Origin of the sequence: Mesorhizobium sp. M1295, assembly GCF_040318135.1 — a bacterium.
Classification (GTDB): Bacteria; Pseudomonadota; Alphaproteobacteria; order Rhizobiales; family Rhizobiaceae; genus Mesorhizobium.
In genome coordinates this window covers 117,164-131,393 of record NZ_JAMYLU010000004.1, presented here as the reverse complement: position 1 = coordinate 131,393, position 14,230 = coordinate 117,164, and the positions used below count along the sequence as shown (strand labels likewise).

Below are 14,230 nucleotides of genomic sequence, written 5' to 3'. Positions count from 1 at the left end.
TCCAATACTTTCGTTTATGATTTCCTGAGCGAAGGACTGGCCGGGCTGGCGATGACGCCGTCATGGAAGGTTCTGAATTCCTCCAGGTAACCGTTGGCCACTGAGCTGAGATACCGTCCGGCATTGCGCACGGCGATCCCGAACTTCAGCCCGATCATACCTCGGCACAGGCATGCCTAGCTGTCGGTGTCGTAGTCGTCGTCCCCGCCAAGTGCGAGTTTTTGGAGCAGTTGTCTCGCGTGGCGCTGGGCAGGTTTTCGCCCGGCGACGACCAATTGCGGAACTCAATCGGGGTCAGAAAGGGAAAACGGTGAAACTCTACTACAGCCCTCTCGCCTGTAGCCTGGCGGATCACATCGCATTGGAAGAGGCCGGTGTTTCCTTCGAGCGCGAAAGCGTGAACCTCAAAACCAAACGAACGAGCTCCGGGGATGATTTCACCACCGTCACGCGCAAGGGCTATGTTCCAGCCCTCGTGCTGGATAGCGGCGAAGCGCTGACGGAAAATATCGCAGTCCTCGACTGGATTGCGTCACAATACCCGGCACTGGGAGTGGCGGGGCCGTTGGGCCGTACCCGCGTTCTCGAAGCGCTGGCCTACGTCTCAACTGAAATACACCGAAGCTTCAAGCCGATGTGGCACCAAAGCAGCGATGCCGAAAAGGCCAAGGCGAGCGCGGCGATTACGAGCCAACTCGAGTTCGTCGCTGACGGGCTCGAGACCGACTATCTGTTCGGCGACAAACCCAGCGTGGCGGATTTTTATCTTTTCGTGATGCTGCTTTGGGCGGCCCGCTTCCACGTCCCTGTTCCCGCGCCTTTGCAAGCGCTTCGCGCCCGAATGGCTGCGCGACCGGCCGTGCGCATCGCAATGGATCGTGAGGGCCTCGTCTAAAAGCCGAGGGTGGCTCCGAGCATAAGATCAGACGCAATATATCCTCTCACCCCAACAAAGATCAGGAGTCATTCTCATGCTGCCGTTTCTGCGGATGCTACATCCAGCCGCTTCCAAGCGCGGGGACGGCCTACGTCTCGAATTTCTCAGGAGGGAAATCGAGGAAACGCTGGACCTTACCGGCATCCGGTCAGAATTCGCCGCACTGCCTCCTGGCCGAGCGGTTACAATCCTGGATTCGTCGCAGTCACCGTCGGAATAGGCGCAATATTTCCTGTCGGCCGATACGGCGGCGGGTTCTGGTCGCTCCCGCTTGTTGGTCATCATAGAGGCTTCATCATGAATGCGAATAAAGCTCCCGAGACGGTCGATCATCGCCGCCGACGCATTGTTGGTGCAACGGCAATGACGTTCGCCGCCACCGAACTCGGCTTGAACGCACCGGCAGCCACTTGGACGGTCGAGGCGAAGGCATCCGCGATGCAACCCAGGCAGAAATCATTCGGCTCGCTCAGCCAGGTCAATGCCGGAAAGCTGAGCGTCGGATATGCGGAGCTAGGGCCCGCCGAAGGTGCCCCAGTGATCCTGCTTCATGGCTGGCCTTATGACATTCACACTTACACCGACGTCGCTCGCCTGCTTGCCGCAAAGGGGTACCGCGTGATTGTGCCCTACCTGCGGGGCTACGGCACTACGCGATTTTTGTCGGACGAGACGATGCGCAATGGCCAGCAGTCGGCGCTCGCCGCGGATGCGATCGCGCTGATGGATGCGCTGGGGATCGAAAAGGCCACGATCGCCGGCTGCGACTGGGGCGCCCGAACGGCCAATGTCGTTGCCGCGCTCTGGCCGGAGCGTTGCAAGGCGATCGTCTCGGTGAGCGGCTATCTAATCGGAAATCAGCAGGTCGGCGTGGTGCCGCTGCCACCGGAGGTGGAGCTTCAATGGTGGTATCAGTATTACTTCGCCACGGATCGCGGCCGCGCCGGCTACGAGAAATACACGCGCGATTTCGCCAAACTCATCTGGAAACTCGCTTCGCCGCAGTGGAATTTCGACGATGACACCTTCCAGCGCAGCGCCGCAGCCCTGGACAACCCGGATCACGTCAGCATCGTCATTCACAATTACCGCTGGAGGCTCGGCCTGGCACATGGCGAGCCGGAATATGACGTTCTGGAAAACCGGCTGGCCGAAGCTCCCGTGATCACAGTGCCGACCATTACCCTTGAGGGTGATGCCAATGGTGCACCCCATCCCGACAGCAGTTCCTACGCCAAGAAATTCTCGGGCAGATACACGCACCGGATCATCATCGGCGGTATCGGCCACAACTTGCCTCAAGAAGCCCCGCAAGCCTTTGCCCAGGCTGTCATCGACGTCAGCGAATACTGATCAGGCAAGCTGAGTGAGCTGCTGATGCCTGCGCTGGATGGGTGGCGAGGACATGATGGTTGCGCATTTGCGCTGAACGTCGAGGCGAGGCGCTGGTCCACATCGATGTTGCGCTTGACTCGTTCATATTATCCATAATAAATCATACATATTGCCTCGAAAAAAGACGGCAGGTCTGGGAGGACCAATGAAAATCACGGCCATCAAGGCGCGCGTCTGCAATGCGGAAATGCGCAACTGGGTCTTCGTTCGCGTCGAAACCGACGAGCCCGGGCTGTTTGGCTGGGGTGAGGCAACGCTGGAATGGAAGACCCGAGCCGTCGTTGGGGCGCTTCAGGACCTTGAGGCCCTGCTCATCGGGCAAGATCCGCGCAATGTGGAGCAGTGCTACCAGATACTTACGCGGCACGGCTTTTGGCGTCTTGGCGTCGAGGGAATGTCCGCCGTCAGCGGCATCGAGATCGCGCTCTGGGACATATTGGGCAAGTCGTTGGGCGTCCCCGTCTGGCGCCTTTTGGGCGGTCGGGTCCGCGACTATCTGCGCACCTATACGCATCTCGGCCTCGGGGACATGAAGGCGGTCTATGAGACCGGATCCGCGGATGCCATCGTGGAACGCGGACGCATCGTGACGCAAGCAGGCTACGATGCGGTCAAGGTCGTCTGCATTCCCTACACCCACTACGTGTCTCCTGCGAAGGCAGTCGATTCTGTTGCCAACATGGTTGGCTCACTTCGCGAGGCGGTAGGCCCGGATATCGACATCATGGTTGATTTCCACGGACGCCCTGCATCGGTTAACGCGGCGATGGATTACCTCAAGGCAATCGAGCCGGCCCGCATCATGTTCGCGGAAGAGCCCGTGCCGCCCGAAGATGTTGCCGGACTGGCGCATATCACGGCGCGATCGGCCGTGCCGATCGCGTCCGGCGAACGGCTGATCGGGCGCCGCGAATTCACGCACTCGATCGCAGCCCGCGCCTTCAACATTGCCCAGCCTGATATTTGCCACACTGGCGGTCTGCTCGAGACAAAGAAGATCGCGGCCATGGCGGAAACCGCAGGCATCGGCCTTGCGCCGCACAACCCCCTCGGTCCGATCGCCGGTGTGGCTGCTCTTCATTTCGGCATATCGACCCCAAACGTTGTCATTCAGGAGGAGATGTCCGGTGCCGTCGCCTGGTACGACGATGTCGTTACCTGGCCAATTCGGCGCAAGCCAGGCCGCTGGGATCTGCCCGAACTGCCGGGCCTTGGCGTCACCGTCAATGAGGACGTTATCGCGCGCCACCCCTTCAAGCAGGAAGTGCTGCATGCCCGCAACGCCGTCATGCCGGACGGCACCGTGGTCGACTGGTGAATGCAATGGCAGGCCGGCTGCAAGGAAAGATCGCAATCGTCACAGGCGCCGGCCAAGGCATCGGTGCCGCCACCGCCCGGGCTTTTGCGATGCATGGGGCAAAGACCGTCATTGCCGAACTGAATGCGGCAAGCGGCAAAGCGATCGCCGACGAACTGCGTGTCGGAGGCGCCGACGTATCGTTCGTCGAGACGGATGTCACGGACGCATCCGCGGTCGCGGACATGGTCGCCCGCACGATCACGAGCTATGGCGGCGTCGACGTTCTCGTCAACAATGCCGGTGCCAACGTCTTCTACGAACCACTGGCGATGCCGGATGAGGAATGGGACCGCTGTCTCAAGCTAGACCTCCAGGCCGCATGGTTCTGCGCCAAGGCAGTCTTGCCGACGATGCTGGCGAAGGGCTCGGGGTCTATCGTCAACATAGCGAGCTGTCACGCGTTCCAGATCATTCCCCGTACATTCCCGTATCCGGTCGCCAAGCATGCACTTTTGGGCCTGACCCGTTCGCTGGCCATCGAATATGCCGCGCGCGGTATCCGGGTGAACGCGATCGCCCCCGGCTATATCGAGACGCCGATCGCGGAAGCCTACTGGAACACATTCCCGAACCCCGCCGAGGAGAAGCGGCGAGCCTACGACCTTCATCCGCCCAAGCGCATTGGCCGGCCGGACGAGGTTGCAATGACGGCGGTTTTCCTCGCTTCGGACGAAGCGCCGTTCATAAATGCCGAGACGATCACCATCGATGGTGGGCGCTCGGTTCTCTACCACGACTAGCAACGACCATCGAGCTCTCAGGGAGGATCTTCATGAAAACCACAACAAAGGCTTTGGCGACATTTGCGGTATTGGCTGCCGGACTGATGAGTGGCGCAGCAAGCGCAGACGACATCAAGATCGGCTACATCAACAAGATGGGAGACCATCCATGGTTTGTCGCCGAAGTCGGCGGCGCCAAGAAAGCGGCCGAGGCGGCAGGGGCTGCGTTCGTGTCGCAGGACGTTCAGTTCGACGCCAATTTGACGATCACGACCTTCGATACGATGGTCGGCGATGGCGTAAAAGGCATCGCCATTGTCGTCCCCGACAAGGCGCTGGGACCGGTCATCGCCGAGAAAGCAAAGGCCGCAAAAATTCCCTTGGTGGCGGTCGATGACGACATCTACTACGAGGACGGCACTCAGGTCCCCTATGTCGGCATGAATGCCTACAACATCGGTGCGCGGGTGGGCGAAGAACTTGCCAAGCTCTACAAGGCCGACGGCTGGGCCGGCAAAGAGGTGCGCATCGCCTCGATCGAGGACCGCAAAGCGGATACCTGCATGCAGCGCAACAAGGGCGCGGAAGAAGCATTCCTGAAGGCGGTGCCCGATTTCAAGCCGGGCAATATCGTTCGCGTCCCCTACGACAATACGATGGTCAACGCCATCGACGTGATGACCACCACATTGACGGCCAATCCCAGCGTCACGAACTGGATATTCTATTCATGCAACGATGATGGCGTGCTGGGTGGTGCGCGAGCCCTGGAGAATGCGGGCTATACCCCAGACCAGGGCATGGGGATCGGCATCGACGGGAGCCGCGCTTGTGACGCCTTCGGATCCGGAAAGCCCTCGGCGTTCCGTGGTACGATGTGGCTCAATTCGGAAAATCATGGCGCGCTGGCGGTGAAGATTCTCTTGGCCTCCATCAAGGACGGAACGAAGCTTCCCGTTCAGTCCTTCACGGACCCGGAATACATCACCGCCGACAATTTTGCGTCGGACTATAAAGCCAAGCTCTGCCACTGAACCGGCCACGCGTCATGCGCCGCAAGGCGCATGACGCTCAAATCGGCAGTTCGTCAGCGGGCACACGCCACCGACACGGGATCGCTTCTCGGGAGTGAGCTTTGATGCAATCGGATTTCTTCTCGCTCGACAGGATATCGAAGCGCTTCGGCATCGTGCAGGCCCTCGACAATGTCTCGATTGCCTTTCGGCCAGGAGAGGTGCTCGCCCTGGTTGGCGAGAATGGGGCCGGCAAATCGACAATGATGCGAATTCTCGAGGGCGTGTTCGCACCGGACACCGGCACCGTGCTGCATGGCTCCACGCCGATCGTTTTCAGCGAACCGCGCGACAGCCACAGAGCCGGAATACGCGTCATCCATCAGGAGCCGGAGATCGTTCCGAACCTGACCGTGGCCGAGAACATTTTCGTCGGCGAACTGCCGCGGCTGGCAGGCGTCCTGCTCGACTGGCATAGGCTCGAGGAGCAGACCGACAAGGTGCTTGCGACCTTCGGCATGCAGCAGGATATGCGGGCGCGTCAACTCTGCAGCACGCTCGGTCCGGCACAGCGCCAGATGATCGAAATCATGCGCGCCATACGTGCTGGCGGCCAGCTGATCGCATTCGATGAGCCGACCTCGTCGCTGACCGACGACGAAGCGCGCCGTCTGTTTTCAGTAATTCGGCGGCTGCGCGAAGAGGGCACTTCGATCGTCTACATCTCTCATAGGCTGAACGAGGTCATCGACCTTGCGGATCGCATTGTCGTTTTGCGGGACGGCCGGCTGGTCGACGATTCCCGCGCGGACGGTGCCAGCGAGCAGACCATAGCCAAACTCATGGTCGGCCGTGACATCGCCGATCTGTTTACGCGCGAGACGTGGCAATCGGGGCTACCGTTGCTGGAGGTGGCGGGCTTGACCACCGACCACGTCACCGATGTGAGCCTCAAGGTCCGCCGCGGCGAGGTGCTCGGCATTGCCGGCCTTATGGGTGCGGGTCGATCCGAGCTGGCAAAGGCGATTGTCGGCTATGATCGGCGCCTCGACGGAACCATAACGATGAGCGGCGTGCCCGTTGGCCCCAACAGTCCGCATGCAGCGATCGTGGCAGGCATCGGCTTCGCCCCCGAAGACCGCAAGCACGAGGCCCTGCTGCTGTTCCGAAGCATTCTTGACAACGCTTCGCTTTGCGTGCCCGACAAGACGTCGACCTTCGGCTTCTTCAACCGGCGCAAGGCACTGGAGATCGTCTCACCGCTTGCAGCAAAGATGTCGATCAAGGCGCCCAACCTCGACGAACAGGTTTCGAAATTGTCGGGTGGCAATCAACAGAAGGTCGTTCTCGCGCGCTGGCTTGCCCGGCAGCCGATGCTTCTCATCCTCGACGAGCCGACCCGCGGCATCGACATCGGCGCCAAGGCGGAAATCTATCGCCTGATCGATGAACTCGCCGCAAGCGGCATCGGCATAATCCTGATTTCCTCGGAAATGCCCGAACTGATCGGGCTCGCCGACAGGGTGCTTGTCATGGCTGGAGGCCGGATCACGGCCGAACTTTCCCGCCCAGACATCGATGAGGCCACGATCCTGAAGCACGCCATGCCGCAATCTGTAGCATCGCTCGGAGGACAAATTCAGTGAACAGCCTTGAGCTCAGGACAGCAACAACACAAACCGGCAAAAGACGCGCTTCCTTGCGCATGGCAGAGCGCATCGGCATTCACAACATAAGCCTCCTGGTTGCTCTCGCCATTCTCGTGCTCATTTTCGGCACTCTGAGAGGCGACGTGTTCTTCTCGAGCCGAAACCTGCTGAACATCGGTCTGGGCATTACCATCCTGGGCGTCCTGGCGATGAGCCAGACCGTGGTCATCGTCGCCGGCGGGCTTGATATTGCCGTCGGCGCAATCGTCGGTCTGACCACAGTATCGACGGCAATGGCCATCCAGGCGACCGGATCGCCGGCAGCGGGCATTCTTGCCGGCCTGGTCCTGGGTGGTCTTGCCGGCCTCGTGAACGGCATCATCATCACCTACGGGCGGGTCAACGCTGTCATCGCGACTCTCGGTACGATGGCGATCTTCCGCGGCATCGCGTTCATCATATCCGATGGGCAATCGATCGCGATTTTCAGCGACACTTTCCGCTTCATTGGGATCGGACGAATCCTCGGCCTGCCTCTGCTGATCTGGATTCTTTTGCTGACCGCGATCGTGTTCCATCTCTTCCTTGCCCGCTCGATCGTTGGCCGCAACATCTATGCCCTGGGCGGCAATCCCGTTGTTGCACGCTTCTCCGGCATCAACATCAACCGCTACCGTGTCGGCATCTACATCATGAGTGGAGTGGCGGCCGGATTGGCCGGGATTCTGTTGGCTGCCCGTACCGGCTCGGGGCAGCCCGTATCCGGATCCCAAGGCCTGGAACTCGAGGCCATCACAGCGGCCGTTCTGGGTGGCTGCGCCTTGCAGGGCGGTAAGGGCACGATCGTCGGCGCACTACTGGGCGTCGCCATTATTGGTGTCCTCAACAACGGAATGATACTGACGTCCGTGCCAACCTTCTATCAGTTGCTTGCCAAGGGCTCGCTGCTGATACTTGCTGTGGTAATTGCCGAGTACCACTTGAACAGGACATGACGATGGACACGGCGATCGCTTCGACTGGCCAAGGCAAGCAGGACATTCCTGCCGCAGATGGCGCCACGTCATCGCTCAAGGATCGCATCGCACGCGATCTCGGACAGCGAATCCTCGCCGGCTCCTACGCGCAGCACTCCGTCTTGCCGACGGAAGCTGAACTTTGCGTTATCTACGGGGCGAGCCGCACGGCGCTTCGCGATGCTCTTCTGACGCTTTCGGCGAAAGGATTGATCGAGGCACGCAAGCGGGCCGGGACGCGTGTGCGCGTGTCGAGCGAATGGAACAGGCTGGATGCACAGGTTCTGGAATGGATGCGCGATATCGAGCCCGATCTCGATTTCGTCCGCGGATTGATCGAGGCGCGGCTGATCATCGAACCCGCGGCCGCCCACCTTGCGGCCAAGATGGCGACGTCAGGCGATCTCGCAGTCATCGAAGCCGCCTATGAGGCCATGCGCATTGCTCCGCAGGACGACCTTGCTGCGTGTCTCGATGCCGACGTCAGGTTTCATACGGCCATCCTTCGTGCCAGCCGCAACCCGGTGTTCGCCAATCTCGGCAATATGCTTGCTGCCGCCCTCAGCTTCTCCTTCCGATTGACCACATCGGCCACCGCTAATTACCAGCAGACGCTGAGCGCGCATGGCGACGTGCTGGAGGCAATCCGGATGCGCAGGGCCGACGACGCTCACGATCAGATGAAGGCGCTCATCGGGATCGCGTCGAACGACCTCCTTGCAGTGGCTCGCAAAGGCTGCCATCCACAGCCGATCGCCGCTGCCAAGGCCGATACCGTCTGAAGCTGATGGTCCGAACGATCAAAATCGGAAGCGGAGACCTGTCCGCTGAAATCGTCCCGTCGCTTGGGGCAGGTCTTGCGAGACTGGACCATGGGCGCGTGCCGATCTTCAGGCCTTGGCCAAACGGCGGGAGCAGCAGCCCATTCGACCTTGCCTGCAACCTGCTTTTGCCGTGGTCGAATCGCATCTCGGGCGGCGGATTCACATTCGACTCCAAATTCCACGAACTGCCTGCCAATGTTGCAGGCGAGCCATTTCCCGTTCACGGCAATGGATTTTCGAGCGAGTGGGACGTCGACAGCGTGGCGCAAGATAACGCAAAGCTGTCGCTCATCAGCAACGGACCCGGCCCATATCGATATCGCGCCGAGGTGAGTTACGCTCTGACCGGACAGGGGCTCGAGCTGAAGCTTCGCATCGTCAATCGGGCCTCGGTCAGGCTGCCGTTCGGGCTTGGTATCCATCCATGGTTCCCGAGAACGGCACGGACCGCGCTTCATGCGCCGGCCTCGCAGGTTTGTCTCGAACTGCCCAGCCATCTCCCCGAACGGTTTGTGGATGTCAAAACCCGTCCCGATTGGGATTTCGGCGCCCCCGGCCGTATTGCCGAGCGGATGGATAAACAATCTGTTTGCCGGCTGGGACGGCGTCGCTACCATATCGTGGCCGGAGCACAGTTGCAGCCTGCGGATTGAAGCTTCGTCGCCCTTGAACTTCTACCTGGTCTATTCGCCATCGGACGAGAGCGACTTCTTCTGTTTTGAACCGGTCAGTCATGCGGTCGATGCTCACAATCGTGGTTCGATCGACAAATGGAATGGACTGTCGGTGCTTGGGCCTGGCGAGAGCCTGGCAGCCCGTTGCAGCTTCGCCGTCAATTAGACGGACCTCTGCGGCGCCCTCGAGTTGGCGTATGTCGGTGTCGGCCAGCATGTCCGGTTAGCCGGCTTTTCGTCCAAAGTGAGCTTGGGAAGAGGGAACTCCGGCGACCGGGAACCCGTGAGCCCGTTCGACGTTTGCCGGATGTCGCTGCGCAGTTTGTCTGCTTGACGGCACGGTACGGGCCTACTCCGAATGTACCTGGCAGATTGGATCAATGACAGATGTTGACCCAAAGGAATTCGTGCTCGCAGGCATCGTCATGAAGCGACTGGTCTCCGGCGAACAGACGGGAGGCTTGTTGAGTCTCTTCGAAAACCGAAGCGACGGGCAGACGAAAACACCAATCCATGTTCACGCGAATGACGACGAGACAGTCTACGTCATCGAAGGGCAGTTGGCCGCAATTGTGGCCGGCGAGGTCCGAACGCTCTCGCCCGGTGAGAGCATGTTTTTGAAGCGCGGCATCCCGCACCAGCTCGTGAATCCCGGCAACCAGCCCGTTCGCTACATCCTGATAGACACGCCAAGTGTGTTCGAGCAGTTCCTCGCCGAAGGTGGCCATGAACTCGGCAAGGGAGAGGTGGTCGGGCCGCCGACGCCTGCCGATATCGAGCGGCTCAAAGCAGCCGCGCCGAAATTTGGGATTACGCTTCTGCAAGACTGGCCAGCAAGAGAGTAACGGTTTCGTGATAGCGGCTTGGATCGGCCGCTAAAGCCGATCCTTGCCCGAGAAACCACCATTGGCTAGCCATCCGCAATCCAATCCGAGAGGCTGCGGGCAAAACTTCGCGGCACGATGAGTTCGCACGCGGCCTCGCCGGTGCGCAGGAAGAGCACGGAGACATGATGGAAGGATGTCTGCACGGCGCGGCCCGGAGCGGCGGCCGGCGCGTGCCAGTCGACGGTAATGCAGCCGGACAGAAGCCTTGCGATGTCAGGGCCGGCCATTTTCAAACGAACACGACCTTCGCCGAGGGGAACAGAACAGCCGAGATCGGGGTCGACGGAAAGCGCGGGCGCTTGCGTGCCTTCGTCGAGAACCAGCCAGAGGCGGCGAGGTGCAATGCGGATGATTAGAAGCCCCTTGTGGCGAACGGTCTCTCCGACCGAAGCGGGAAATTTCGTGCCGAGCGACGCCGAGACGCTCTTTTCGAATTGTCTCAGTGTCCCGTCCCAGCCCTCGATCTGGATAAGCGGACAATCGGCCACGGATAGGCTGAAATCCCGAGAAGAGGTCAAGCTAGCCATGCAGCCGTTCTCCCTGTGGATCGAGGAATACTGGCGAGACAATGCGGGCGCGAACTGTTTCGGCCTTCATCGGATAGACCGCCACGACCTCGCTTCCTTCTGCCGCGACATCGCCGGCAAGCAGGGCCAGCCCGACATAATGGCCGCGCTCGGGGCTGAAAGTGACGGAGGTGATGCGACCGCGCCCATGGCCATAGGGTTTCTCATCCGGCAGGAACAGGATGGCGCCGCCGCGCAGGCGTTTTCCGTCCTCGATGCATTCCAGTCCGACCAGGCGCTGCCGGTTGGGCGCGTGGAGGGCAGGGCGCCGTCGCAGGACGTCGCCGACGAAGCCGCTGCGCTTGCCGGCCATGCGGCCGAGGCCGAGATCGTCGAGCGTCGTGCGTCCATCGATTTCAGGTCCGGCGACATGGCTCTTTTCGACGCGCAGCGCACCTAGCGCCTCGACGCCGTAAGGCTTCAGGTCGAATGGTCTGCCGGCTTCGAGCAGACGGCTCCAGAGCTGTTCACCGGCAGTGGCGCCGGTATAGACTTCGTAAGCGCGCTCGCCGGAATAACTGAGACGTAGGATGCGGAGCGCACGGCCCCCCCATCCGCTTTCGAGTAGTCCCATATGCGAAAGCGCCGCGTCGGAAACGTCGAGAGCGGGAAACGCTGCATTCAGGATCGCGCGGCTGTTAGGCCCGGCAACCGACATCGCCGCCCATTCGTCGCTGACCGAAGTGACGGCCACGCGCAAATCCGGCCAGGCCGTGTCGAGCAGGAATTCGAGACGCGACAGCACATCGGCGGCCTTGGCGGTCGAAGTGGTCATGAAGAACCGGTTTTCCGCCAGCCGCGTCGTGGTGCCGTCGTCGAAGACGATGCCGTCGTCGCGCAGCATGACGCCGTAGCGGGCGCGGCCGACCGCCAGCTTGGCAAAGCCGTTGGCGTAGACGCGGTCGAGGAAGATTGCCGCATCCGGGCCTTGGACGTCGATCTTGCCGAGCGTGGAGATGTCCATCAGCCCCGCGGCCTGACGTACATTCCGCATTTCGGCGACATAGGCTTCATTCACGTCATGTCCGGACTGCCGGTAGAAATAGGGCCGCATCCAGAGCCCCACCTCGAGCATCTCGGCGCCGTTGGCCATGTGCCAGTCGTGCATTGGCGTGCGGCGGATCGGCTTGAAATGATGGCCGATGGCGCGCCCGGCAAGCGCCCCGATGGCAACCGGCGTATAGGGCGGGCGGAAGGTCGTGACGCCGGTCTCGGGAATCGTTGCGTTGCGCAGCGCCGCCATCGCGGCAAGCGCCGGAAAATTGCTGGTCTTGCCTTGATCGGTACCCATGCCGAGCGTGGTGTAGCGCTTCAGATGCTCGACCGATTCATAGCCCTCGCGATGGGCGAGTTCGATATCCCTCGTCGTCACATCCATCTGAAAATCGACGAAGGCTTTTCCATGTCCGACAGAAGGCGCTTCGCGAAGTAGCGTCGTGGCGGTGTCGCCGAGATCGAGTTTGGCCGGAGCGGGAACCGGCGCCGACTTGCCGCCGGAGGCTGCCGCGTCGATGCCGGCGCGATGACCGTCCTCGATGGCATCGGCAGTTGCATAGGCCCCAATCATCGCGCCGGCACCTAGCCGGCCGGCCGGAAACGCGCCCGGCACGAAGCCGCCGATATCGTCGCGATAGACAGGTTTGACACCGAGGTGCGAGGTGAGATGCACGGTTGGCGACCAGCCGCCGGACACGCAGACCAGGTCGCAGGCGGCCGAGGACTGGCCCTCCGGCCCGTTGAGCGTTACGTGCCTGACGGCATGGCCGCCGTGCAGGTCGACGATCCGCGTCCCGGCCCGTATCATTACGCCGAGCCGTGCGGCTTCCGCGGCAAGTGCTGCGGGCGGGACTGCGCGCAGATCCGCAACCGTCACCTCCGCGCCGGCTGCGGCATAGTCGAAGGCGGTGCGCCAGGCACCGTCATTGGTGGTGGCGACAATGATTTTCTTGCCCGGCAGGACAGCGAAACGGTTGAGATAGGTCCGGGCGGCTGAGGCAAGCAGGACGCCGGGCCGGTCATTGTTCGAGAACACCATCGGTCGCTCGATGGCGCCAGTGGCGAAAACGATCGAGCGGGCGCGCAGCATGGTGACCGTTTGCCGCGCCTCGCCGTTCGGCTTCGGACCGGTTGGATCGCGCTGTTCGACCAGCCCGATGACATTGCCGTCATAGCTGCCGAAAGCGGTTGTCCGCTTCATCAGCACGACGGTTTCGAAGCCCTTCAACTCGGCCTCGGCCTGCCTCAACCATGCGGCCGCTGCGCTGTCGGACGGTTCCGCCAGAAGCTGGCCGCCAAGCAGGAAATCCTGCTCGATCAGCGCGACCCGCGCCCCGGCCGCGGCGGCTGCCCGCGCTGCTGACAATCCCGCCGGGCCGCCGCCGACAATTGCGACATCGGCGAAAGCATGACGAACCTCGTAGCGGTCGGGATCCGGGCCGGTGCCGGCTCTGCCCAGACCGGCCGCCTTGCGGATAAAGTGCTCGTAGAACATCCAGGCGCGGCGCGTCGGGCCCATGAAGGTCTTGTAGTAGAAGCCGGCGGACAGAAACGGCGCCAACAGCCCGTTGACGCTTTGTACGTCGAAGGCCAGCGATGGCCAGCGATTCTGGCTTTCCACGTCCATGCTGTTGGCGAGTTCCAGTGTCGTCGCCGGCAGGTTCGGCTCGCGCCTGCCTGCGATCCCGAGCGTAACCAGCGCATTCGGTTCCTCCGGCCCGGCGGAAAAGATGCCGCGCGGGCGATGATATTTGAAGCTGCGCCCGACGAGAGTGACGCCGTTGGCGAGCAGCGCGGAGGCAAGGGTGTCGCCGCGATATCCAATCAGCTTGCGGCCGTCGAAGGTGAAATCGAGCGGCACCTCGCGACTGATACGGCCACCCACCGGCAGGCGTTTGCGGTTCGAACTCATGCCGGTGATTTCCTGAGAGTTGATTTCCTGGCGAAGTCGACTGATGCGACGGCATGGTTGCGGGTGTCGCGTTCGACCACCAGCCATTGCCGGCAACCGGTCACGTGCTGCCAGTATTCACGGTGCGGGCCGGCCGGGTTTGTCCTGATATAGACGTAACGGTACCAGGCCTCCGGATCGGGATCGTCATGGGCCGGACGCGTGACCGAGGCATCGCCGCCGTAGCGGAACTCGTCATGGTCGCGCGGGCCGCAGCAGGGGCATTCGATGCGCAGCATT

The 14,230-nt window shown here is 61.6% G+C and carries 13 protein-coding genes; 10 read left to right on the top strand and 3 right to left on the bottom strand.

Going from position 1 to position 14,230, the window contains the following annotated elements; translation table 11 throughout:
- Positions 1–310 precede the first annotated feature (310 nt).
- From NKH29_RS08010 to NKH29_RS07965, 10 genes are all read left to right on the top strand, one after another.
- The gene (locus NKH29_RS08010) at positions 311–895 is read left to right on the top strand and encodes a glutathione binding-like protein (RefSeq protein WP_023717005.1); all 585 of its coding nucleotides are present in this window, start codon (positions 311–313) and stop codon (positions 893–895) included.
- A gap of 339 nt (positions 896–1,234) precedes the next feature.
- Entirely contained in the window at positions 1,235–2,290 is a 1,056-nt protein-coding gene (locus NKH29_RS08005) for an alpha/beta fold hydrolase (RefSeq protein WP_352483847.1), read from the top strand.
- Between the two features lie 187 nt (positions 2,291–2,477).
- Positions 2,478–3,650, top strand: a complete 1,173-nt coding sequence (gene dgoD, locus NKH29_RS08000; protein ID WP_352999344.1) for a galactonate dehydratase — start codon at positions 2,478–2,480, stop codon at positions 3,648–3,650.
- Between the two features lie 5 nt (positions 3,651–3,655).
- Positions 3,656–4,432 (top strand): SDR family oxidoreductase, encoded by a 777-nt coding sequence (locus NKH29_RS07995; protein WP_352589065.1) that lies wholly within the window; start codon positions 3,656–3,658, stop codon positions 4,430–4,432.
- A 32-nt stretch (positions 4,433–4,464) separates the two neighbouring features.
- Complete coding sequence (locus NKH29_RS07990) at positions 4,465–5,448, top strand: substrate-binding domain-containing protein (RefSeq protein ID WP_352999342.1); 984 nt, start codon at positions 4,465–4,467, stop codon at positions 5,446–5,448.
- Positions 5,449–5,552: 104 nt separating this feature from the next.
- On the top strand, positions 5,553–7,073 hold the full coding sequence (locus NKH29_RS07985; RefSeq protein WP_352494354.1) for a sugar ABC transporter ATP-binding protein: 1,521 nt from the start codon (positions 5,553–5,555) through the stop codon (positions 7,071–7,073).
- A complete protein-coding gene (locus tag NKH29_RS07980) occupies positions 7,070–8,071 on the top strand; it encodes an ABC transporter permease (protein WP_352999340.1) in 1,002 nt (333 codons plus the stop codon). Before NKH29_RS07985 ends, NKH29_RS07980 begins: the two co-directional genes overlap by 4 nt.
- A gap of 2 nt (positions 8,072–8,073) precedes the next feature.
- A complete protein-coding gene (locus NKH29_RS07975; protein ID WP_352999339.1) occupies positions 8,074–8,874 on the top strand; it encodes a FadR/GntR family transcriptional regulator in 801 nt (266 codons plus the stop codon).
- Between the two features lie 5 nt (positions 8,875–8,879).
- Positions 8,880–9,569 (top strand): aldose epimerase family protein, encoded by a 690-nt coding sequence (locus tag NKH29_RS07970; RefSeq protein WP_352999337.1) that lies wholly within the window; start codon positions 8,880–8,882, stop codon positions 9,567–9,569.
- Positions 9,570–9,970: 401 nt separating this feature from the next.
- Complete coding sequence (locus NKH29_RS07965) at positions 9,971–10,435, top strand: cupin domain-containing protein (RefSeq protein WP_023717014.1); 465 nt, start codon at positions 9,971–9,973, stop codon at positions 10,433–10,435.
- 65 nt (positions 10,436–10,500) lie between these two features.
- On the opposite strand, the gene NKH29_RS07960 is transcribed toward NKH29_RS07965, so the two are convergent.
- From NKH29_RS07960 to NKH29_RS07950, 3 genes are read right to left on the bottom strand one after another with little or no spacing between them, the layout of a single operon-like run.
- Positions 10,501–11,004, bottom strand: a complete 504-nt coding sequence (locus tag NKH29_RS07960; protein ID WP_352999335.1) for a sarcosine oxidase subunit gamma family protein — start codon at positions 11,002–11,004, stop codon at positions 10,501–10,503.
- On the bottom strand, positions 10,997–13,951 hold the full coding sequence (locus tag NKH29_RS07955) for a sarcosine oxidase subunit alpha family protein (protein ID WP_352999333.1): 2,955 nt from the start codon (positions 13,949–13,951) through the stop codon (positions 10,997–10,999). Before NKH29_RS07955 ends, NKH29_RS07960 begins: the two co-directional genes overlap by 8 nt.
- Positions 13,948–14,229, bottom strand: coding sequence for a sarcosine oxidase subunit delta (locus tag NKH29_RS07950; protein WP_023717017.1), 282 nt, complete (start codon positions 14,227–14,229; stop codon positions 13,948–13,950). Before NKH29_RS07950 ends, NKH29_RS07955 begins: the two co-directional genes overlap by 4 nt.
- Position 14,230: the final 1 nt, after the last annotated feature.